The sequence below is a fragment of the Pseudomonas sp. S2_A10 genome (genome assembly GCF_054668465.1).
In genome coordinates, this window is sequence record NZ_CP162773.1 from 3,085,708 (window position 1) to 3,108,064 (window position 22,357).

The 22,357-nt window shown below is 60.0% G+C and carries 21 protein-coding genes; 17 read left to right on the forward strand and 4 right to left on the reverse strand.

From position 1 onward, the window contains the following. The first annotated feature begins 68 nt into the window (after window positions 1–68). Window positions 69–536, forward strand: coding sequence for a VUT family protein (locus AB4N41_RS13820; protein WP_016771544.1), 468 nt, complete (start codon window positions 69–71; stop codon window positions 534–536). Between the two features lie 100 nt (window positions 537–636). Beyond that, window positions 637–1,818: a formate-dependent phosphoribosylglycinamide formyltransferase gene (gene purT / locus AB4N41_RS13825; RefSeq protein ID WP_024011715.1), complete on the forward strand. Its 1,182-nt coding sequence runs from the start codon at window positions 637–639 to the stop codon at window positions 1,816–1,818. A gap of 124 nt (window positions 1,819–1,942) precedes the next feature. Here purT and AB4N41_RS13830 read toward each other — a convergent pair whose 3' ends face one another. From AB4N41_RS13830 to AB4N41_RS13840, 3 genes are all read right to left on the reverse strand, one after another. After that, window positions 1,943–3,259, reverse strand: a complete 1,317-nt coding sequence (locus tag AB4N41_RS13830; protein WP_041478199.1) for an MFS transporter — start codon at window positions 3,257–3,259, stop codon at window positions 1,943–1,945. 275 nt (window positions 3,260–3,534) lie between these two features. After that, window positions 3,535–4,776, reverse strand: a complete 1,242-nt coding sequence (locus AB4N41_RS13835) for a CNNM domain-containing protein (protein WP_150742858.1) — start codon at window positions 4,774–4,776, stop codon at window positions 3,535–3,537. Between the two features lie 12 nt (window positions 4,777–4,788). After that, on the reverse strand, window positions 4,789–5,601 hold the full coding sequence (locus tag AB4N41_RS13840; RefSeq protein ID WP_016771539.1) for a cytochrome C assembly family protein: 813 nt from the start codon (window positions 5,599–5,601) through the stop codon (window positions 4,789–4,791). A gap of 210 nt (window positions 5,602–5,811) precedes the next feature. Between AB4N41_RS13840 and ffh the strand changes: the two genes are divergently transcribed. The 12 genes from ffh to AB4N41_RS13900 all read left to right on the forward strand — a co-directional run bounded on the left by ffh (window position 5,812) and on the right by AB4N41_RS13900 (window position 16,990). Continuing rightward, window positions 5,812–7,188, forward strand: a complete 1,377-nt coding sequence (ffh, locus tag AB4N41_RS13845) for a signal recognition particle protein (RefSeq protein WP_007967791.1) — start codon at window positions 5,812–5,814, stop codon at window positions 7,186–7,188. A gap of 261 nt (window positions 7,189–7,449) precedes the next feature. Beyond that, a complete protein-coding gene (gene rpsP / locus AB4N41_RS13850) occupies window positions 7,450–7,701 on the forward strand; it encodes a 30S ribosomal protein S16 (protein WP_003185073.1) in 252 nt (83 codons plus the stop codon). Between the two features lie 5 nt (window positions 7,702–7,706). Further along, window positions 7,707–8,243 carry a ribosome maturation factor RimM gene (rimM, locus tag AB4N41_RS13855; RefSeq protein ID WP_016771538.1) on the forward strand — a complete coding sequence of 179 codons (537 nt, stop codon included), beginning with the start codon at window positions 7,707–7,709 and terminating at the stop codon, window positions 8,241–8,243. A 43-nt stretch (window positions 8,244–8,286) separates the two neighbouring features. Continuing rightward, window positions 8,287–8,997, forward strand: a complete 711-nt coding sequence (gene trmD / locus AB4N41_RS13860) for a tRNA (guanosine(37)-N1)-methyltransferase TrmD (protein WP_231507574.1) — start codon at window positions 8,287–8,289, stop codon at window positions 8,995–8,997. A 45-nt stretch (window positions 8,998–9,042) separates the two neighbouring features. Further along, window positions 9,043–9,393, forward strand: coding sequence for a 50S ribosomal protein L19 (gene rplS, locus AB4N41_RS13865; protein WP_041478196.1), 351 nt, complete (start codon window positions 9,043–9,045; stop codon window positions 9,391–9,393). A 187-nt stretch (window positions 9,394–9,580) separates the two neighbouring features. After that, window positions 9,581–10,477, forward strand: coding sequence for a site-specific tyrosine recombinase XerD (gene xerD / locus AB4N41_RS13870; RefSeq protein ID WP_016771535.1), 897 nt, complete (start codon window positions 9,581–9,583; stop codon window positions 10,475–10,477). A 366-nt stretch (window positions 10,478–10,843) separates the two neighbouring features. Next, window positions 10,844–11,575: a bifunctional protein-disulfide isomerase/oxidoreductase DsbC gene (gene dsbC, locus AB4N41_RS13875; RefSeq protein ID WP_252877498.1), complete on the forward strand. Its 732-nt coding sequence runs from the start codon at window positions 10,844–10,846 to the stop codon at window positions 11,573–11,575. A 131-nt stretch (window positions 11,576–11,706) separates the two neighbouring features. Continuing rightward, window positions 11,707–13,011, forward strand: a complete 1,305-nt coding sequence (locus AB4N41_RS13880) for a homoserine dehydrogenase (protein ID WP_024011722.1) — start codon at window positions 11,707–11,709, stop codon at window positions 13,009–13,011. 106 nt (window positions 13,012–13,117) lie between these two features. After that, window positions 13,118–14,527 carry a threonine synthase gene (gene thrC / locus AB4N41_RS13885; RefSeq protein ID WP_024011723.1) on the forward strand — a complete coding sequence of 470 codons (1,410 nt, stop codon included), beginning with the start codon at window positions 13,118–13,120 and terminating at the stop codon, window positions 14,525–14,527. Between the two features lie 120 nt (window positions 14,528–14,647). Beyond that, window positions 14,648–16,021 carry a transporter substrate-binding domain-containing protein gene (locus AB4N41_RS13890; RefSeq protein WP_460137835.1) on the forward strand — a complete coding sequence of 458 codons (1,374 nt, stop codon included), beginning with the start codon at window positions 14,648–14,650 and terminating at the stop codon, window positions 16,019–16,021. Window positions 16,022–16,138: 117 nt separating this feature from the next. Beyond that, window positions 16,139–16,546 (forward strand): response regulator, encoded by a 408-nt coding sequence (locus AB4N41_RS13895; RefSeq protein WP_041478191.1) that lies wholly within the window; start codon window positions 16,139–16,141, stop codon window positions 16,544–16,546. Between the two features lie 162 nt (window positions 16,547–16,708). Beyond that, window positions 16,709–16,990: a DUF3509 domain-containing protein gene (locus AB4N41_RS13900; protein ID WP_016771530.1), complete on the forward strand. Its 282-nt coding sequence runs from the start codon at window positions 16,709–16,711 to the stop codon at window positions 16,988–16,990. Between the two features lie 220 nt (window positions 16,991–17,210). Here AB4N41_RS13900 and AB4N41_RS13905 read toward each other — a convergent pair whose 3' ends face one another. Continuing rightward, a complete protein-coding gene (locus tag AB4N41_RS13905; RefSeq protein WP_041478190.1) occupies window positions 17,211–18,410 on the reverse strand; it encodes a CaiB/BaiF CoA transferase family protein in 1,200 nt (399 codons plus the stop codon). A 146-nt stretch (window positions 18,411–18,556) separates the two neighbouring features. Here AB4N41_RS13905 and AB4N41_RS13910 point away from each other — a divergent pair, with 146 nt between their 5' ends. The 3 genes from AB4N41_RS13910 (at window position 18,557) to AB4N41_RS13920 (ending at window position 22,182) form a co-directional block, all read left to right on the forward strand. Further along, entirely contained in the window at window positions 18,557–19,099 is a 543-nt protein-coding gene (locus tag AB4N41_RS13910) for a YaeQ family protein (RefSeq protein ID WP_007908961.1), read from the forward strand. A 54-nt stretch (window positions 19,100–19,153) separates the two neighbouring features. Continuing rightward, window positions 19,154–20,863 carry a single-stranded-DNA-specific exonuclease RecJ gene (gene recJ, locus AB4N41_RS13915; RefSeq protein WP_016771527.1) on the forward strand — a complete coding sequence of 570 codons (1,710 nt, stop codon included), beginning with the start codon at window positions 19,154–19,156 and terminating at the stop codon, window positions 20,861–20,863. Between the two features lie 212 nt (window positions 20,864–21,075). Continuing rightward, the gene (locus tag AB4N41_RS13920) at window positions 21,076–22,182 is read left to right on the forward strand and encodes an NADH:flavin oxidoreductase/NADH oxidase (protein WP_252877500.1); all 1,107 of its coding nucleotides are present in this window, start codon (window positions 21,076–21,078) and stop codon (window positions 22,180–22,182) included. The last annotated feature ends 175 nt before the right edge of the window (window positions 22,183–22,357 follow it).

Genomic DNA, 22,357 nt, shown 5'->3' on the forward strand with positions numbered 1-22,357 from the left:
GTGACCGCACCTATTGGCGCAATACCAGCGCTCAAGTAACCTGTGCGCCAAATCGACAGGCCGCCTCCATGATCTTCCTCATCGCCTACATCAGCAGCGTCGTGCTGATCAACTTCGCCTTTTCCACCGCACCGCACCTGGACATCATCTGGTCGGCCTGGGGCGGGCTGGTGTTCGTGCTGCGCGACATGGTGCAAACGCGCTTCGGTCATGGCGCGATCGTGGCGATGCTGGCGGCGCTGGTGCTTTCCTACATTACCTCCGACCCTTCCATCGCGCTCGCCAGCGCCACGGCGTTCGCGGTCTCCGAGTGCATCGACTGGCTGGTGTTCAGCATCACCAAGCGGCCATTGCGCGATCGTCTGTGGATCAGTTCGGCGCTGAGCATTCCGCTGGATACCTTCATCTTTTTCGGCATGATCGACGCCTTGACGCCGCCGGTGATCATCACCGCGCTGGCCTCGAAGTTCGCCGGCGTCACCGCCGTCTGGCTGATCATGGCCTGGCGTGATCGCAAACAGGCTGTCGCCAGCTGAAGCCAAACCCTCGGGTTCATGTAAAATGCCGCGCTTTCTCCCCATGGAAAGCACACCTGCGTGGCTTTCCTCGATGATCCGCTTCCTTTGAGGACCTGAGATGACCCGTATCGGAACTCCATTGTCGCCAACCGCGACCCGCGTATTGCTGTGTGGCTGTGGTGAGTTGGGCAAGGAAGTGGTAATCGAACTGCAGCGCCTGGGCGTTGAAGTGATTGCCGTCGACCGCTACGCCAACGCGCCGGCAATGCAAGTCGCCCATCGCAGCCACGTGATCAACATGCTCGACGGCGCCGCCCTGCGTGCAGTCATCGAAGCCGAGAAGCCGCACTTCATCGTGCCGGAAATCGAAGCCATCGCCACCGCCACGCTGGTCGAGCTGGAAGCCGAAGGCTTCACCGTGATTCCGACCGCGCGTGCGGCGCAACTGACCATGAACCGCGAAGGTATTCGTCGTCTGGCTGCCGAAGAGCTGGACCTGCCGACCTCGCCGTACCACTTTGCCGACACCTTCGAGGACTACAGCAAAGCCGTTCAGGACCTGGGTTTCCCCTGCGTGGTCAAGCCGGTAATGAGTTCCTCGGGCAAGGGTCAGAGCCTGCTGCGCAGCGCCGATGATGTGCAAAAAGCCTGGGATTACGCGCAAGAGGGCGGTCGCGCCGGCAAAGGTCGGGTGATCATCGAAGGCTTCATCGATTTCGATTACGAAATCACCCTGCTGACCGTGCGCCACATTGGCGGCACCACGTTCTGTGCACCGGTCGGTCACCGTCAGGAGAAGGGCGACTATCAGGAATCCTGGCAGCCGCAGGCCATGAGCCCGATTGCTCTGGCTGAATCCGAGCGCGTTGCCAAAGCTGTGACGGAAGCGCTGGGTGGCCGTGGTCTGTTCGGTGTCGAGCTGTTCATCAAAGGTGATCAGGTGTGGTTCAGCGAAGTTTCGCCACGTCCGCATGACACCGGGCTGGTGACGCTGATCTCTCAGGACCTGTCGCAGTTTGCCCTGCATGCCCGCGCCATTCTCGGCCTGCCGGTACCGCTGATCCGTCAGTTTGGCCCGTCGGCGTCGGCAGTGATTCTGGTGGAAGGCCAGTCGACCCAGACCGCATTCGCCAATCTGGGCGCTGCGTTGAGCGAGCCGGATACCGCGCTGCGTCTGTTCGGCAAGCCGGAAGTGAACGGTCAGCGCCGCATGGGCGTGGCGCTGGCGCGGGATGAGTCGATCGAGGCTGCTCGCGCCAAGGCGACCCGTGCGTCGCAGGCGGTTGTTGTCGAGCTGTAAACCGGGTCGCGGCATCCATTCGCGAGCAGGCTCGCTCCCACATGGGATTGGGTGAACAGAGAATCTGTGACCAATCCCAAAACCCTGTGGGAGCGAGCCTGCTCGCGAAGCTCTTGATCTTCTGTCAGGCAACCTGATTCAGATCGTTATTGCGCGTCTCCTTCAAACACAACACCGCAATCAGGCTCAACACCGCCGCCGCCGACACATACCCGCCGACATAGCTCAACCCGCCCATCGCCACCAGTTTCTGCGCAAAGAACGGCGCCGCCGAGGCCCCGACGATGCCGCCCAGGTTGTACGCCGCTGAAGCGCCGGTATAACGCACGTGGGTCGGAAACAGCTCAGGCAACAGCGCGCCCATCGGTGCGAATGTCACGCCCATCAAAAACAACTCGATGCACAGAAACAGCGCCACGCCCCAGGTCGAGCCCTGCGTCAGCAATGGCTCCATCAGGAACCCGGACAGAATCGCCAGCACGCCACCGATAATCAGCACCGGTTTGCGCCCGTAACGGTCGCTGGCCCAAGCGGATAATGGTGTCGCTGCAGCCATGAACAACACGGCAAAGCACAGCAGGCCGAGGAACGTTTCGCGGCTATAACCCAGCGTGGCCACGCCGTAGCTCAGGGAAAACACCGTCGAGATATAGAACAGCGCATAGCACACCACCATCGCCGCCGCACCGAGCAGGGTCGGCGCCCAGTATTGGCTGAACAACTCGACCAGCGGCACTTTCACTCGCTCCTGACGGGCGATCGCATTGGCGAACACTGGCGTTTCATGCAATTTGAGGCGCACATACAGGCCGACCATCACCAGCGCCGCGCTGAGCAGAAACGGAATACGCCAGCCCCAACTGCGGAACTGTTCGTCATCCAGGGTCATGGCCAAGGTCAGGAACAGGCCGTTGGCCGCAAGAAAACCAATCGATGGCCCGAGCTGCGGGAACATGCCGAACCACGCGCGTTTGCCCTTCGGCGCGTTCTCCGTAGCCAGTAGCGCCGCACCGCCCCATTCGCCGCCAAGGCCCAGGCCCTGACCGAAACGCAGCACGCACAGCAGAATCGGCGCCCAGGCACCAATGCTGTCGTAGCCCGGCAACACGCCAATCAAGGTGGTGCACACGCCCATCAATAGCAGCGAGGCGACCAGCGTCGACTTGCGCCCGATGCGGTCGCCGAAGTGGCCAAACAGTGCCGAACCCAGTGGTCGGGCGAGGAAGGCAATGCCGAAAGTGAGAAAAGCGGAAAGCATCTGCGCCGTGCCGGAGGTCTGCGGAAAGAACACCGGACCGATCACCAGCGCCGCAGCAGTGGCATAAACGTAGAAGTCGTAGAACTCGATGGCGGTGCCGATGAAGCTTGCCGTGGCCACGCGGGTGGCGGAATTGGTCGGCTGGGCAGGCGCGGTTTCGCTGTAAGCGGTATGGGTCGTCATGCGGTGATCCCTGACAGTCATGAGCTCCAGTGGAGCGAATTATTATGGTCGAACACCCAGGGATGTGGGGTAGGGCGCGAGCGCTGTTTCGAGTAGGAACAGTCGTCGGTTTGCAGCGGAAACAGTCAGGATCCGGGCAGTGCCGGGTAGGCACAGGGATCGACGGCGCTTGGGTAAGCGCCTCGATTATAGGAAGGGGGCTAACGATCAAACAAGCGCAAAAGATCGCAGGGTAGGAGCTGCCGAAGGCTGCGATCTTTTGATCTTTTGATCTTTTATCTGGCGGGCACCAAAGCAGGAGCAGAAGAGGTATGCCAGATCAACACCTTGCTCACCCGGTTCTCCTCGGTCTCGAGGATTTCCAGTCGATAACGCCCGATCTTCAGGCACACCGCGCTTTCCGGAATGGTTTCCAGCGCTTCGGTGACCAGACCGTTCAGGGTCTTCGGCCCGTCGCTCGGCAGATGCCAGCCCAGGCACTTGTTCAGGTCGCGGATCGACGCGGCGCCATCGATCACCATGCGACCGTCGGCCTGGGGATGAATGTGCGGGTTGTCGAGGCTGTGCTCGCTTTCGAATTCGCCGACGATCTCTTCGAGAATGTCTTCAAGGGTGACGATACCCAGCACTTCACCGTACTCGTCCACGACCATGCCGAGGCGGCGTTGCTGCTTGTGGAAGTTCAGCAGTTGCAATTGCAGCGGCGTGCTTTCCGGGACGAAGTAGGGCTCGTAGCTGGCGGCCAGCAGCGCCTCGCGGGTCAATCCGCCGTTGCTCAGCAAATGGCCGATCTGGCGAGTGTTGAGCACCGCTTCGACCTGATTGATGTCACTGTGAAACACCGGCAGACGCGTGCGCTTGTTCTCGCGCAGTTGCTCGATGATCTCTTCGATCGAATCGTCGAGGTTGATGCCGTCGACGTCACTGCGCGGCACCAGAATGTCGTTGACCGTGATGTTGTCCAGCGCATGAATGCCCGACACCGGGTGGGCGCGGACCGGATGTTCGGGATCATCATCGTGATCGGCCGGCAACTCGTCCTCGCTCTGTTGCACCACCTGAGCCTTGCGCGTGAACGGGCTCAGCAGCAAAGCGCTGACCCGGCTGAACAGCCACGCGAACGGGTAGACGATTTTCATCGGCACCGCCAGCAGGGCATTGCCGAACGCCAGCACGGCGTCGGGATAGCGCCTGGCCACGGTGCGCGGGAAATAATCGGCGAACACCAACAGGATGCCACCGGCGCCCAGGCAGGCCGCCCACGGGCCATTTTCTTCGCAGAGAAAAATCGCCAGCAGCGTCGCGAGGATCACCGCGAGGGCGCGGCACAGGGTGTTGCAGAGGATCAGGCTGTCGAGCGGGAAGCTCAGCTTCGCCAGCGGCTTGTCGCTGGCGCGCGAGGCGATCCGTTGCGCGAGCAAGTGCTGCTGCGCGATTTCGACGGCGGTAAACAGCCCTGACCATAAGATCAGCAGGACAAATACCGCGAGCATCGGCCCTATGGGCAAACCGTCCATTTATGCCGCCCGTCAGATGTGCAGTATGTATTCACGAACCAGTTTGCTGCCGAAGTACGCCAGCATCAGCAGGCAGAAACCGGCGAGGGTCCAGCGAATCGCCTTGTGGCCGCGCCAGCCCAGTCGGTTGCGACCCCACAGCAGCACGCTGAAGACGATCCATGCCAGACAGGCCAGCAGGGTCTTGTGCACCAGATGCTGGGCGAACAGATTCTCAACGAACAGCCAACCGGAAATCAGCGACAGCGACAGCAGCGTCCAGCCGGCCCAGAGAAAGCCGAACAGCAGGCTTTCCATGGTTTGCAGGGGCGGGAAGTTCTTGATCAGTCCGGACGGGTGCTTGTGCTTGAGCTGATGGTCCTGAACCAGCAGCAGCAACGCCTGGAACACGGCGATGGTGAACATGCCGTAGGCGAGGATCGACAATAGAATGTGCGCGAGAATGCCCGGCTCTTCGTCGATGATCTGCACTGTGCCGGTCGGCGCGAACTGCGCCAGCAATACCGTGATCGCACCGAGCGGGAACAGCAGCACCAGCAGGTTTTCCACCGGGATCCGCGAACAGGCCAGCAGAGTCAGGGCAATCACCGCAGCGGCAATCAGGCTGGACGCGCTGAAGAAGTCCAGACCGAGGCCGATCGGGGTCAGCAGGTGCGTTAGCAGGCTGGCGCCGTGGGCGAGCACGGCGAATACGCCGAGGCTGACCAGCAGGCGCTTGTTCGCCTTGGCGCCGGTGGCCAGGCGGGTACTTTGATAGACGGTCGCAGCGGCATAGAGCAGGGCGGCGGCGAGGGTGGTCAGCAAACTGGGTGACAAGGGGAGCATAAATCCTGTTAGGCGAGCCCGAAAGGCGCTGAGTTTGGCATAGAACCGGCACGGCACGAAAGACTCCGCAAGCTGACGGCGAGGTGTCCGCCGGCCGCAGTCTTCGCTATAATCCGCGACCTGCCCACGCCGCAGGCTCGCCGAGCACATGTTGATTCCGGTCTGGGCCGCCATTATCCCGGTTCGTACAGGGCCTGAAAGGATCGCGCAATGTTTGAAAACTTAACCGACCGTCTCTCGCAGACGCTGCGCCATGTCACCGGCAAGGCCAAGCTGACCGAGGACAATATCAAAGACACCCTGCGTGAAGTGCGCATGGCGTTGCTCGAAGCTGACGTCGCACTGCCGGTGGTCAAGGACTTCGTCAATTCGGTCAAGGAGCGCGCTGTCGGCACCGAGGTGTCGCGCAGCCTGACGCCGGGCCAGGCGTTCGTGAAGATCGTCCAGGCCGAACTCGAAAGCCTGATGGGCGCGGCCAACGAAGACCTCAACCTGAGTGCCGTTCCGCCAGCCGTGATTCTGATGGCCGGTCTGCAGGGCGCGGGTAAAACCACCACTGCCGGCAAGCTGGCGCGCTTCCTTAAAGAGCGCAAGAAGAAGTCGGTCATGGTCGTGTCTGCGGACATTTACCGTCCGGCCGCGATCAAGCAACTGGAAACCCTGGCCAACGACATTGGCGTGACATTCTTCCCGTCCGATCTGAGCCAGAAGCCGGTCGACATCGCCAATGCGGCTATTAAAGAAGCCAAACTGAAATTCATCGACGTGGTCATCGTCGACACCGCCGGTCGTCTGCACATCGACGAAGAGATGATGGGCGAGATCAAGGCGCTGCACGCCGCGATCAACCCGGTCGAAACCCTGTTCGTGGTCGACGCCATGACCGGTCAGGACGCCGCCAACACGGCCAAGGCCTTCGGCGATGCGCTGCCGCTGACCGGCGTAATCCTGACCAAAGTCGACGGCGACGCCCGTGGTGGTGCAGCGCTGTCGGTGCGCGCCATCACCGGCAAGCCGATCAAGTTCATCGGTATGGGCGAGAAGAGCGAAGCGCTCGATCCGTTCCATCCTGAGCGTATCGCCTCGCGCATCCTCGGCATGGGCGACGTGCTCAGCCTGATCGAACAAGCTGAAGCGACGCTGGACAAGGACAAGGCCGACAAACTGGCCAAGAAGCTGAAAAAGGGCAAGGGCTTCGACCTCGAAGACTTCCGCGATCAGCTGCAACAGATGAAGAACATGGGCGGCCTCGGCGGGCTCATGGACAAACTGCCGAGCATCGGCGGCGTCAACCTGTCGCAGATGGGCAATGCCCAGAACGCCGCAGAGAAGCAGTTCAAGCAGATGGAAGCCATCATCAATTCCATGACCCCGGCCGAGCGCCGCGACCCTGAGCTGATCAGCGGTTCGCGCAAGCGTCGGATCGCCATGGGTTCCGGCACGCAGGTGCAGGACATCGGCCGCTTGATCAAGCAACACAAGCAGATGCAGAAGATGATGAAGAAATTCACCGCCAAGGGCGGTATGGCGAAAATGATGCGCGGCATGGGCGGTATGTTGCCCGGCGGCGGCATGCCGAAAATGTGAGACAGGACACCAAGACTTCGCCGGTCGTCGCACCGGCGCAGACCCTGCAAGGACGCAGGATCAACAGCAAACCCGCACTCGGCGGGAGCTGACTGGCCGTTTTCATCGACGGCTCTCTATGCAAATCTGCACGGCATGCCATGGGCGCCGGAAAAAGTCATTTGCAAAAGTCCGGATATTCCTTAGAATATGCGGCCTTTCGGGCACCCATGCCCGCTGTGCATTTAGATTTGCAGCACCGACTACAGGAACGATGTTCACATGCTAACAATCCGTCTTGCCCTTGGCGGCTCCAAAAAGCGCCCGTTTTACCACCTGACCGTAACCGACTCGCGTAACCCGCGTGACGGCTCCCACAAAGAACAGGTTGGTTTCTTCAACCCTGTTGCCCGTGGTCAGGAAATCCGTCTGTCCGTGAACCAAGAGCGCGTTGCCTACTGGCTGAGCGTTGGTGCACAACCTTCTGAGCGCGTTGCTCAGTTGTTGAAGGAATCTGCCAAGGCTGCGGCCTGAGCAATATGAACGCGACGCCAGCCCCTGCCGATGATTTGATCGTTATTGGCAAAATTTATTCTGTTCATGGCGTTCGCGGCGAAGTGAAGGTTTATTCCTTTACTGATCCGACTGAAAACCTGTTGCAGTACAAAACCTGGACGCTCAAGCGCGAAGGCAATGTCAAACAGGTCGAGCTGGTCAGTGGACGCGGGAGCGACAAGTTCCTGGTCGCCAAGCTCAAGGGTCTCGATGATCGTGAAGAAGCTCGTCTTCTGGCCGGTTATGAGATCTGCGTGCCGCGCAACCTGTTCGCTGAATTGACCGAAGGCGAGTACTACTGGTACCAGCTGGAAGGTCTCAAGGTCATCGACACCCTCGGGCAACTGCTCGGGAAAATCGATCATCTTCTGGAAACCGGCGCCAATGATGTAATGGTCGTCAAGCCTTGCGCTGGCAGCCTGGATGATCGCGAACGCCTGTTGCCGTATACGGAGCAATGCGTGTTGGCCGTCGACCTGGAAGCGGGCGAGATGAAGGTGGATTGGGACGCGGACTTCTGACGTGGCTAACTTGCGCGTAGAAGTGATCAGTTTGTTTCCCGAGATGTTTTCCGCCATTGGCGATTACGGCATCACCAGTCGTGCGGTCAAACAGGGGCTCTTGCAGCTGACCTGTTGGAATCCGCGAGATTACACGACGGATCGGCATCACACTGTGGACGATCGCCCGTTTGGCGGTGGTCCGGGCATGGTGATGAAGATCAAGCCCCTGGAAGATGCGCTGGCTCAGGCCAAGGCAGCAGCCGGGGAGGCGGCGAAGGTGATTTACCTGTCCCCCCAAGGCCGTCAACTGACTCAGTCGGCGGTACGCGAGCTGGCACAATCGGATGCATTGATCCTGATTGCCGGCCGCTACGAAGGCATTGACGAGCGCTTTATTGAGGCTCATGTCGATGAAGAGTGGTCGATTGGCGACTATGTACTGTCTGGCGGCGAGCTGCCGGCCATGGTCCTGATCGATGCGGTTACACGACTGCTGCCTGGAGCTTTAGGGCATGCGGATTCCGCTGAGGAAGATTCCTTTACGGATGGTCTGCTGGATTGCCCGCACTACACCCGACCGGAGGTGTATGCGGATCAGCGTGTTCCCGACGTGTTGCTGAGTGGCAATCACGCGCATATCCGGCGTTGGCGTTTACAGCAGTCCCTTGGTCGGACCTATGAACGACGCGCCGATCTTCTGGAAAGCCGCTCGCTTTCTGGAGAAGAGAAGAAGCTGCTCGAGGAATACATCCGCGAGCGGGACGATAGTTAACAACGTATCGATGGTAGATCGAACGATTTACCTTAGGAGCACAGCATGACCAACAAAATCATCCTTGCACTCGAAGCAGAGCAGATGAGCAAAGAAATCCCTACCTTCGCCCCAGGCGACACTATTGTCGTTCAGGTGAAAGTGAAGGAAGGCGATCGTTCCCGTCTGCAAGCGTTCGAAGGCGTTGTAATCGCCAAGCGTAACCGCGGCGTGAACAGTGCGTTCACCGTTCGTAAAATCTCCAACGGTGTTGGCGTAGAACGTACTTTCCAGACCTACTCCCCGCAGATCGACAGCATGGCTGTTAAACGTCGCGGTGACGTACGTAAAGCCAAGCTGTACTACCTGCGCGACCTGTCGGGTAAAGCAGCCCGCATCAAGGAAAAACTGGCTTAAGCCCAGCTTCCGATGCAGAAAAAAGCAGCCTACGGGCTGCTTTTTTGTTGCCTGCGATTTACCGGATCAATCTGACACGCCTCATTCAATGAAGCTGCCTGTTTCTTGATCTGGCCGGCTATGAAAGACTAGCGCGCCTTTATTCTCTATTTGCACGCAGCTTGAAAAAGCCCTGCCCTGAGCACCCATGCCTGCCATCGACCATCCGCTGATTGATCAATTCCTCGACGCTTTATGGCTGGAGAAAGGCCTGTCCGACAACACCCGCGACGCCTATCGCAGCGACCTCGCGCTGTTCAACGGCTGGTTGCAGGAGAAAAATCTCGAGCTGATCAATGCCGGTCGCGAATTGATCCTCGATCACCTGGCGTGGCGGCTGGAGCAAAACTACAAGCCACGCTCCACCGCGAGATTTCTCTCCGGGGTGCGTGGCTTTTATCGCTATCTGCTGCGGGAAAAGCTGATCAGCGTCGACCCGACGTTGCGCGTCGACATGCCGCAACTGGGCCGGCCGTTGCCCAAATCGCTATCGGAAGCCGATGTCGAAGCGCTGCTCAAGGCACCGGACCTGAGTGACGCCATCGGCCAGCGTGACCGCGCGATGCTGGAAGTGCTGTATGCCTGTGGCCTGCGCGTGACCGAACTGATCAGCCTGACACTGGAGCAGGTCAACCTGCGCCAAGGCGTATTGCGGGTGATGGGCAAGGGCAGCAAGGAGCGTCTGGTGCCGATGGGCGAGGAGGCGATTGTCTGGGTCGAGCGCTATATGCGTGATGGTCGTGGCGAGTTGCTCGGTGGCCGCCCCAGCGATGTGCTGTTCCCCAGCCAGCGCGGCGAGCAGATGACCCGGCAGACGTTCTGGCATCGGATCAAGCATCAGGCCAAGGTCGCCGGGATCAGCAAATCGCTGTCGCCGCACACCTTGCGTCACGCGTTCGCTACGCACCTGCTCAACCATGGCGCGGACTTGCGCGTGGTGCAGATGCTGCTCGGGCACAGCGACCTCTCTACGACGCAGATCTATACCCATGTCGCCCGCGCCCGATTGCAGGATCTGCACGCCAAACACCACCCACGCGGCTGACACATCCCATAATGTTGAAATACTGACCTGTGGCGAGGGGATTTATCCCCGTTCGGCTGCGCAGCAGTCGCAAACCCGGCTGGCTCGATTTTGACTGAAAGATCGCGGTGGATGGTTTAGGGCTGCTTCGCAACCCGGCGGGGATAAATCCCCTCGCCACAATAATGTGTGTCAGCCACATGTGGTTGTGGGTCAACTGTACAAGCATGAAGATGTGTCAGTTGCACATGAGTGTGTGGCGACAGGCGCATTCGGCCCTCGCGGCCTTATGTGTTAGGCTTTGCCGGTTTGCACGATGGACGGTTATGACCCGGTGTTTCGCACGGGCGTTCTGATCGTTTCATTGGCCCGCCCTCAGGAGTACTCATGCGTCTGACCCAGATTTTCGCCGCCGCCGCTGTCGCGCTGGTGAGCACCTTTGCCGTCGCCGACGACGCGGCCGACAAAGCCATTCGTCAAAGCCTGGAAAAACTCGAACTCGAGGTTCCAGTCGAAAGCATCAGTGCCAGCCCGTTGCCTGGCATGTACGAAGTCAAACTCAAAGGCAGCCGCGTGCTGTACGCCAGTGCCGATGGCCAGTACATCGTGCAGGGCAACCTGTATCAGCTCGCGAATGGCAAACCGGTCAACCTGACCGAGAAGACCGAACGCCTGGGCATTTCCAAACTGATCAATGCCATCCCGGTGGCCGAAACCGTGGTCTACCCGGCCGTGGGCGAGACCAAATCGCACATCACCGTGTTCACCGACACCACCTGTCCGTACTGCCACAAACTGCATGCCGAAGTGCCCGAGCTGAACAATCGCGGCATCGAAGTGCGCTACGTGGCGTTCCCGCGCCAGGGCCTGAATTCGCCGGGTGACGAGCAGCTGCAAGCAGTGTGGTGCTCGAAAGACAAGAAAGCTGCCATGGACAAAATGGTCGATGGCAAGGAAATCAAAGCCGCCAAGTGCGATAACCCGGTTTCCAAACAGTTCGCGCTAGGTCAGTCGATCGGCGTGAACGGTACACCGGCCATCGTTTTGGCCGACGGGCAGGTCATTCCGGGCTACCAGCCGGCGCCACAAGTCGCCAAACTGGCGCTGGGCGCGAAGTAATTCGCATCGTCACGGGCAACCGTTGATGATCGTGGTCCGGCAGCTACAGCGCCGGGCCATCAACAGAGAGCCGCGAGCACGCGGTTGTTTTCCGGCCGACCCTGTGTCGGCCGTTTCATGGGGAGTTCACAGTGAATCCGGTCAAAGTAGGCATCTGTGGGTTAGGGACCGTCGGTGGCGGTACCTTCAACGTACTTCAGCGCAACGCCGAGGAAATTGCTCGTCGTGCCGGGCGTGGAATCGAAGTGGCGCAAATTGCCACGCGCACGCCAAAGCCTCAGTTCCAGACGACCGGTATTGCGATTACCAACGATGTCTTCGAAGTGGCCACGAACCCTGAGATCGACATCGTCATAGAGCTGATGGGCGGCTACACCGTTGCCCGCGAGCTGGTACTCAAGGCCATCGAGAATGGCAAGCATGTGGTCACCGCGAACAAGGCGCTGATAGCCGTTCACGGTAATGAGATTTTCGCCAAGGCACGCGAGAAAGGCGTGATCGTGGCATTCGAAGCGGCCGTGGCCGGTGGCATTCCGGTGATCAAGGCGATCCGCGAAGGCCTGTCCGCCAACCGCATCAACTGGGTTGCCGGGATCATCAACGGCACCGGCAACTTCATCCTCACCGAAATGCGCGAGAAGGGCCGTACGTTCGAAGACGTGCTCGCCGAAGCGCAAGCGCTGGGTTACGCCGAAGCCGATCCGACCTTCGACGTCGAAGGCATCGATGCCGCGCACAAGCTGACCATTCTGGCGTCTATCGCCTTCGGTATTCCGCTGCAATTCGACAAGGCGTACACCGAAGGCATCACCAAACTGACCACTGCCGACGTCAACTACGCCGAAGCGCTGGGCTATCGCATCAAGCACTTGGGTGTGGCGCGCAGCACTGACGCCGGCATCGAGTTGCGCGTGCACCCGACGCTGATTCCGGCCGATCGCCTGATCGCCAACGTCAACGGCGTGATGAACGCCGTCATGGTCAACGGTGACGCCGCCGGTTCGACTCTCTTCTATGGCGCCGGCGCTGGCATGGAGCCGACCGCTTCGTCGGTGATCGCCGACCTGGTCGACGTGGTTCGCGCGATGACTTCCGACCCGGAAAACCGTGTGCCGCACCTGGCCTTCCAGCCGGACTCGCTGTCGGCGCATCCGATCCTGCCGATCGAAGCCTGCGAAAGCGCTTACTACCTGCGAATCCACGCCAAGGACCACCCGGGCGTACTGGCTCAGGTGGCGAGCATCCTGTCGGAGCGCGGCATCAATATCGAATCGATCATGCAGAAGGAAGTCGAAGAGCATGACGGCCTGGTGCCGATGATCCTGCTGACCCACCGCGTGGTCGAGCAACGCATCAATGATGCGATCACCGCGCTGGAAGCACTGGCTGGCGTCGACGGCCCGGTTGTACGGATCCGTGTCGAACATTTGAACTAAAAGCAGCGGCAAGCTTCGAGCTGCAAGCGGCAAGAGAGAAGCAGTCTGGCTTTTACTTGCGCCTTGCAGCTTGCAGCTTGCAGCTCAAACCGAAGGTTTGAAAAAAATGCGATATATCAGTACTCGCGGCCAGGCCCCGGCCCTGAATTTCGAAGAGGTCCTGCTGGCCGGTCTGGCGACCGATGGCGGTCTGTACGTCCCGGAAAACCTGCCACGTTTCACTCAGGAAGAGATCGCTTCCTGGGCTGGCCTGCCGTATCACGAACTGGCCTTCCGGGTGATGCGCCCGTTTGTCACCGGCAGCATCCCGGATGCCGATTTCAAGAAGATCCTCGAAGAAACCTACGGCGTGTTCGCGCACAGCGCCGTGGCGCCATTGCGTCAGTTGAACGGTAATGAATGGGTGCTGGAGCTGTTCCATGGCCCGACCCTGGCGTTCAAGGACTTCGCCCTGCAACTGCTCGGTCGTCTGCTCGACTACGTGCTGGAAAAGCGCGGCGAGCGCGTGGTGATTGTCGGTGCCACCTCTGGAGACACCGGTTCTGCGGCCATCGAAGGCTGCAAGCACTGTGAAAACGTCGACATCTTCATCCTGCACCCGCATCAGCGTGTATCGGAAGTGCAGCGTCGGCAGATGACAACGATCTTCGGCGAGAACATCCACAACATCGCCATCGAAGGCAACTTCGATGACTGCCAGGAAATGGTCAAGAACAGCTTCGCCGACCAGAGCTTCCTCAAAGGCACGCGTCTGGTGGCGGTGAACTCGATCAACTGGGCGCGGATCATGGCCCAGATCGTTTACTACTTCCATGCGTCCCTGCAGTTGGGCGGTCCGGCGCGTTCGGTGTCGTTCTCGGTACCGACCGGCAACTTCGGCGACATCTTCGCCGGCTACCTGGCGCGCAACATGGGCCTGCCGATCAATCAGTTGATCGTGGCGACCAACCGCAACGACATCCTGCACCGCTTCATGAGCGGCAACCAGTACGTCAAGGAAACCCTGCACGCAACGCTGTCGCCGTCGATGGACATCATGGTGTCGTCGAACTTCGAGCGCCTGCTGTTCGACCTGCACGGGCGTAACGGTGCGGCGATTGCCGGCCTGATGGACTCGTTCAAAAAGGACGGCAGTTTCAGCGTCGAACAAGAACGCTGGACCGAAGCACGCAAGCTGTTCGATTCGCTGGCGGTGGACGATGCGCAGACCTGCGAAACCATCGCCGACGTCTACGAGCAAACCGGTGAAGTCCTCGACCCGCACACTGCCATCGGTGTGAAAGCTGCGCGCGAATGCCGTCGCAGTCTGGATATCCCGATGGTAATTCTGGGCACTGCCCATCCGGTCAAGTTTCCTGAGGCAGTGGAGAAAGCGGGTGTAGGAAAAGCGCTCGAACTACCTGCACATCTTTCTGATTTGTTTGAGCGAAACGAGCGTTGCACGGTTCTGCCAAACGACCTGAAAGCCGTGCAAGCCTTTGTCAGCCAGCATGGCAACCGCGGCAAGCCACTCTAAGCCAGTAAAAGCTGTCACATTTTGAAGCCCGTCTCCTGACGGGCTTTTTTGTTTCTGCTGCCACACTGCTCGGGTTTTCACCCACGAAGGACGGGTGAGTCGATCACGAAGGAAATGGCAATGCTGTTTTACAGAGGTTTGAAACCGGCACTGGGCTGGTTGTTTTTGTTGGCGGTGCTGGGATGGATGCACAGCGGCGTGGCAGCGCAGATGGCACTCGATCAGGCCAATGCGTCGGGCACTGTGCCGGTTGTCGAACTGGATGCGCACGAGCGGCAATGGATCCGTGACAACCCCAGAGTAACGGTGGCATCGGTGCAATATCCGCTGTACCTGTTTCAGGACGAACACGGCCAGTGGAGCGGTCTGAACAACGATGTGCTCAAGCGGGTCAGCGCAATGACCGGACTGCAATTCGAGCACCAGGAATCGTTCTCTACCGACCATATGCTCGATCGCCTGCAAAGCGGGGTCGCGGACATCAGTACGACGTTGGCCATGAGCGATGAACGCAAGGCCTTTCTCGATTTCAGTCATGCTTTCGGAGGTGCTGGCTGGGTGTTTGTCGGACATGCCAATGCCCCGAGGGTGGAGTCTTTCGAGCAACTGGCGAAGCGCGTTCTGGTGCTGCCCGCCCGTCATGCCCTGGAGGATGCGATTCGGCGCGATTATCCGTCGATTGAAATACGCTCGGTGAAAACCTACGCCGAAGCGCGGGCGCTGGTCGAGAGTGGGGAAGCCTACGCAACCATCGAAAACGAAATCGGCGCGCAGCTCTATCCGTTGGGCATGCTCAAGGTCGGTGCTCTGGTAGAGGGCAAGTGGGAAGCCGATCATCTGGCTGTACGAAAAGGCATGCCGCAACTACTGAGTATTCTTAACAAGGCGCTGGAAGCTTTCCCTGCTGCGGAGTTGCGGGCGATTCGTCTCAAGTGGCTGGCAGGCGTTTCGCCGCCGCCCGTGCCCTCCGTGTGGAAGCGCCTGGTCGAGTGGGCATGCTGGGCGATGGGGGGAATCGGCGTTTTCGGAATGCTGTCGCTGGTGTGGAACCGGCGCCTGGCGGCCGTGATCAAGCTGCGCTACGCTGCGGAAAAGGAGTTGGGCGATCAACTGGCCTTTCAGCATGCCCTGATCGATTCGATGCCGGATCCGGTGTTTGTCCGTGATCTGCACGGGCGTTTGATCATCTGCAATCGCAGTTACGAAGAGGCGCTGTCGGTGCGCCAGGACCAGATGCAGGGACGCTTGCTGATCGAAGTCGATGCGTTTCCGGAAACCACCGCGCGGATGCTCCACGACGAATTCATCGCCCAGTTGCAAACCCGCAAGTCGCGCTTCAGCAAACGCCAACTGCTGTTCAAGGGCGGGCCTCGCGAGGTTTATCAGTGGACCGTGCCGTTTTACAGCGGCGACGGCAAATTGCGCGGCTTGTTGGGCGGCTGGACCGACATCACCCAGCGTCGGACCGAGAGCGGGTGCCGCTGTCTGCAGTAAAGAAGGGAAATGTCCTGCAAGACGCGGCTACTTTTCTGATGGGAGGCTTAAGACGCCTGCCCTAGAGTGAACGACACCTGCGGTGAGAGTCCGCGATGATCGCTCCAGAGGTCGCCCATGCGCTCGCTTAAAGTCCTGATCCTTGAACCCAACCCGTTCCAGCTGATGGCATTGCATCAAATGCTCAATGCCATCGGCATCTACGACGTATTGACCGCGCCTTCGCTGGCGTCAGCCCTGTCTTCACTGGGGCATCGCGGTGCGGTCGATATCGCCATTTGCGATCCGCAGCTCAAAGGTGGCGATGGGTTGGCATTGATTCATCACCTGGCGGCGCACCATGAGGCGCGTGCCCTGATTCTGCTGGGCTCGGTCGCGCAGAGTTTGTTGAGTGACCTGGAGCCGGTGCTTCGTCAACAACGCCTGCGCCTGTTGGGGCGTCTGCAGACACCGGTTTCGGCGGTGTTGATGCGAGGTCTGCTGGACAGTTATCTGATCACTGCGCAGGCACTCATCGAGGCCTGATACCGGCGAATATTTTTCTGTCATCTTCGCCATGCATGCTCTGTCAGACACGGTCCTGCAAGGTCGGAACGTGACAGGCAGAACTTTCTTCTCGGGCCGGTGGTCATTTAATGTGAACACGCCCCAGGCACTGTGTTTTCGGACTATTGAGTGGAGATCGAGATGGAAAGTATCAGTCTATTGCTCGGTGAGGCTCTGAGCCCGTATCAGGTGACCCTGACCCCTCGCGGCAGCCATGGTGAATGTCTGGTGACGCTGAAGAACAGCAGCGGCGCCATTGTGGTGGAACGCGAATTCAATCAGGCCCAGTTGAGCGACAAGCGCTTGCTGACCGACGTGGTGGACGGCCTGCACCGTGACGTGATGATCGCCGAAGGGCGGCTGGAACCCTGCGTCATTGCGGCGTTGCGCAATGCAGCTCTGGACAAGCGTCCGGCCCTGTAAAGATGAAATATTTTTTGTGGGAACCTTCCTGCATACCTGTCAGTCAGACCCCATAACAGCAGGATCAAGCATTGTGCTCCGGTGCTTGTCGCTTGCTGCTACGGGTCTCGAAGCAGACCCCGTTTAACCCCGAGTTGTCTCCCCACTTCTCGGGGTTTCTTTTGCCCGGCGTTTGCCCTGTGCACAGCTTTTTGCTCGAAAACCAAACCTCCAGCGTTGCTCAAATGGCCCCGTCTTCGCGCAGCCGAGCGATTTGCGCCGCGTCGTAGCCCAGATCGCCAAGCACCTGCGCATTGTGTTCGCCAAGCTGCGGTCCGACCCATTCGGACGAGCCCGGCGTTTCCGACAGCTTCGGCACGATGCCGGGCATCTTGAAGTCCTTGCCGTCCGGCAGCTTGGCATGCAGGAACATCTCCCGCGCCAGGTATTGCGGATCGTTGAACATGTCCTCGGCGCTGAAGATCCGGCTGACCGGTACGTCGGCCTGATTGAGCAAGTCGAGAACGGTCTGCAGCGGTAAGGAATTGACCCAGCGATCAATCACGCCATACAACTCGTCCCGGCGACTGTCACGCCCGTCGTTACTGGCCAGCACCGGGTCGTTGGCAAGATCTGCGCGGCCAATCACGAGCATGAAGCGTTTGAAGATTGCATCACCATTGGCGCCGATTTGCACATGCTTGCCGTCGGCGCTGGTGTGGATCGAAGAGGGCGTGATGCCCGGCATGATGTTGCCGCTGCGCTCGCGGATGAAACCGAACACGTCGAACTCCGGCACCATGCTTTCCATCATCGCGAAGATAGCTTCATACAGCGCAACGTCGACCACTTGGCCCAGCCCGCCGTTGACCTCGCGATGACGCAGCGCCATCAACGCACCGATCACGCCCCACAGCGCGGCAATCGAATCACCGATGGAAATCCCGGTGCGCACCGGTGGCCGATCTTCGAAACCGGTGATGTACCGCAGGCCACCCATGGATTCGCCGACCGCACCGAAACCTGGCTGGTCCTTCATCGGCCCGGTCTGACCGAAACCGGAGAGGCGCACCATCACCAGTTTCGGGTTCAGTGCGTGCAGGGTTTCCCAGCTCAGACCGAGTTTTTCCAGGACGCCGGGGCGGAAATTCTCGATGAGGATGTCGGCTTCGCCCAGCAGTTGTTTCAGGATCGCCAAACCGTCGGGGTGTTTCAGATTGAGGGTCAGCGACTTCTTGTTGCGCGCCTGGACAAACCACCACAACGAGGTGCCTTCGTACAACTTGCGCCATTTGCGCAGGGGATCGCCGCCGTCCGGCGATTCGATCTTGATCACTTCGGCGCCGAATTCGCCGCAAATGCGCGAGGCAAACGGCCCGGCAATCAACGTACCCAATTCAATGACTTTCAGACCCGAGAGCGGTTTGCTGGTGAACGGCATGCGAAATCCTGTAGGACAAGGCTGAGCGGATACAGGGTTTTAACATAGCCGACTGTCAGACGCCGCAGCTTGATTGCCATCAATTCGATGATTGCCTGTGGCATCGGTTAGACTTGCCGACTTTCCTCGTATCAAGAAGCCCGTTCATGGCCCAGCCGTCCACTACCTACAAATTCGAACTGAACCTCACCGACCTCGACCGCAGCGTCTACGAAAGCGTCAAGCAGACTATCGCCCGTCATCCTTCGGAGACCGAAGAACGCATGACTGTGCGGCTGCTGGCCTACGCGCTCTGGTACAACGAGCAGCTGTCGTTCGGCCGTGGTCTGTCAGACGTGGATGAACCGGCCTTGTGGGAAAAGAGCCTGGACGACCGTGTCCTGCACTGGATCGAAGTCGGCCAGCCGGATGCCGATCGCCTGACCTGGTGCTCGCGCCGCACCGAACGCACCAGCCTGCTGGCCTACGGCAGCCTGCGTGTGTGGGAAACCAAGGTGATCCCGGCGATCAAGAACCTGAAAAACGTCAACATCGCCGCCGTCCCGCAAGAAGTGCTGGAGACCCTGGCCAAGGACATGCCGCGCGTCATCAAGTGGGACGTGATGATCAGCGAAGGCACGATCTTCGTCACCGACGATCGCGGTCAGCACGAAGTCCAGTTGCAATGGCTGCAAGGTGAGCGCGGCTGAGGTCGCGACACCGCTGATATTTCCCACGAATCAAAGAGAAGCCTCCGTCGCCCCATGCGTATCGAACCTCGTCAATTGCCTGCCACGCTGCCTTTCCTCGGTGATCTGCCGCCACTGCTGACCCGCCTGTACGCGGCGCGGGGCGTGCAGTCGGAGGCGGAGCTGGACAAGAGTCTGGCGCGCTTGATCCCGTTCCAGCAGCTCAAAGGCATCGATGCGGCGGTCGACCTGCTGGTGACGGCTCTGGAGCAGCGTCAGCGCATTCTCATTGTTGGCGACTTCGATGCGGACGGCGCCACCGCCAGCACTGTCGGTGTGCTCGGTCTGCGCCTGTTGGGCGCGGCGCATGTCGATTACCTGGTGCCGAATCGCTTCGAATACGGCTACGGCCTGACGCCGGAAATCGTCGAAGTCGCGCTGACCCGTGAACCGCAATTATTGATCACCGTCGACAATGGTATTTCCAGTGTCGAAGGCGTCGCGGCGGCCAAGCGCGCCGGACTGAAGGTGTTGATCACCGACCACCACTTGCCCGGCGATGAACTGCCGCAGGCTGATGCGCTGGTCAATCCGAATCAGCCGGGCTGCGAATTTCCGAGCAAAGCGCTGGCCGGCGTCGGGGTGATCTTTTACGTACTCATGGCGTTGCGCGCGCGTCTGCGCAGCCTCGGCTGGTACGAGAGCAAGCCACAACCGAACATCGGCGAACTGCTCGATCTGGTGGCGCTGGGCAGCGTCGCCGACGTGGTGCCGCTGGATGCCAACAACCGCATTCTTGTGCATCAAGGGCTGGAGCGGATTCGCGCCGGCCGGGCACGGCCGGGGATCAAGGCGATTCTCGAAGTCGCCAAGCGAGAGGCTGCGCGGATCACTTCCACCGACCTCGGTTTCATCGTCGGCCCGCGCCTGAACGCCGCCGGACGTCTGGACGACATGAGCCTGGGCATCGAATGCCTGCTTACGGCCGACGCCAATCTGGCGCGGGAAATGGCTGCGCAACTGGACGGCATGAACCAGGATCGCAAATCCATCGAGCAGGGCATGCAGCGTGAAGCGCTGGCGCAGCTCAAGGATCTGCCGGTCGAGTCGATGCCGTTTGGTCTGTGCCTGTTCGATCCGGAGTGGCATCAGGGCGTGATCGGCATCCTCGCCTCGCGCATGAAAGAGCGCTATTTCCGCCCGACCATTGCCTTCGCCGATGCCGGTGATGGTCTGCTCAAGGGCTCCGGTCGCTCGGTGCAGGGCTTCCATATTCGCGATGCGCTGAGTGTGGTCGCGGCGCAGCATCCGAACCTGATCGCCAAATATGGTGGCCACGCGATGGCCGCTGGTCTGACCTTGCCGCAGGAGAATTTTCCGCTGTTCGCCGAGGCTTTCGACGCTGAAGTGCGTAGGCAACTTCGCGAAGAAGACCTCACTGGGCGGATGCTTTCAGATGGCACGCTGGCCGTTGAAGAGTTTCATCTCGAACTGGCTCGCGCCTTGCGCCACGCCGGGCCGTGGGGGCAGCATTTTCCCGAGCCGCTGTTTCACGGTGTGTTTCAACTGGTCGAGCAGCGCGTGGTCGGCGAACGGCATTTGAAAGTGGTGCTGAAAAGCGAATGCGGTTCGGTGAAGCTCGATGGCATCGCGTTTGGCATTGATCGCGATGTGTGGCCGAACCCGACGATTCAATGGGTTGAACTGGCTTACAAGCTCGACGTTAACGAGTTTCGTGGCAACGAGACTGTGCAGCTGATGATTGCTCATATCGAACCGCGTTAAGCCTGCTCGCGAAAGCATCCTTTCACACACTGAATTACTCTGAACCCTCCGTCATTCCCGGTTGTCGACTAGGCTCTAAGCACTGCTTGATTGGCCTTGTGACGTCTTGTCGAATTTTTGCCCGCGGGGGCGGGTGCTGCACCCTTTTTCTGTCACTCGTCGACTTTTCAAACAGAACCCTGGAGCCTGCCCACTGATTCGAGAGGTGCCCCATGAGTCTGCTGCTTGAACCCTTTACTCTTCGCCAACTGACCCTGCCCAACCGCATCGCCGTGTCGCCGATGTGCCAGTACTCCAGCGTCGACGGCCTGGCCAACGACTGGCATCTGGTGCACTTGGGCAGCCGCGCGGTGGGCGGTGCCGGCCTGGTTTTCACCGAAGCCACGGCGGTCACTGCCGACGGGCGCATTACCGCCGAAGACCTCGGCCTGTGGAATGACGAACAGATCGCTCCGCTGCAACGCATCACCCGCTTCATCACCGCCCAGGGCGCGGTCGCCGGTATTCAACTGGCCCATGCCGGGCGCAAGGCCAGCACTCACCGGCCGTGGATCGGCAAGCATGGCAGCGTCAAACCCGAAGATGGCGGCTGGACCCCGGTCGGGCCATCGCCGATTGCTTTCGACCCGCAGCACACCCAACCGAAGCAGCTGGATGAAGGGCAGATCGCCGAAGTGATCCAGGCCTTTGTCGACGCGGCCAAACGCGCGCTGACGGCGGGTTTCAGCGTGGTCGAGGTGCATGCTGCGCATGGCTATCTGCTGCATCAGTTTCTCTCGCCGCTGAGCAATCAACGCCGCGATCAGTACGGTGGTTCGTTCGAGAATCGTATCCGTCTGGTGCTGCAAGTCACTGAAGCGGTGAGGGCGGTATGGCCGGAGGAGTTGCCGGTGTTTGTCCGCGTCTCGGCGACCGATTGGGTCGAAGATGGCTGGAATCCGGATGAGACCGTGGAGCTTGCGCGCCGCCTTCATATGCTGGGCGCCGATCTCATTGACGTGTCTTCAGGAGGGACTGCTGCAAACGCGGAAATCCCGGTTGGACCCGGATATCAGACGCGCTTCGCCGAGCGTGTACGCAAAGAGTCAGGCATCGCCACCGGTACTGTCGGAATGATTACCGAGCCGGCCCAGGCCGAGCACATTCTGCGTACCTGTCAGGCCGATATCATTTTCCTCGCCCGAGAGCTGCTGCGCGATCCGTACTGGCCGCTGCATGCCGACGATGATCTGGGCGGGCGCAAAGCAGTGTGGCCGGCGCAGTATCAGCGCGCGACCCATCGGGATCAGCCGATTCATGAATCGGATTTGCGCGATTGATTGAAGGCTGGAAAGCAAAAGCCCCGAGCCGGTGATGGTCGGGGCTTTTTCTATTCGGCACAAGTTTGCGTTGTCAGGCGGGCCTCTTCGCGAGCAGGCTCGCTCCCACAGTAGGAATGCGGACCCCTGTGGGAGCGAGCCTGCTCGCGAATGACGCCAGAACAGCCGCCTTATA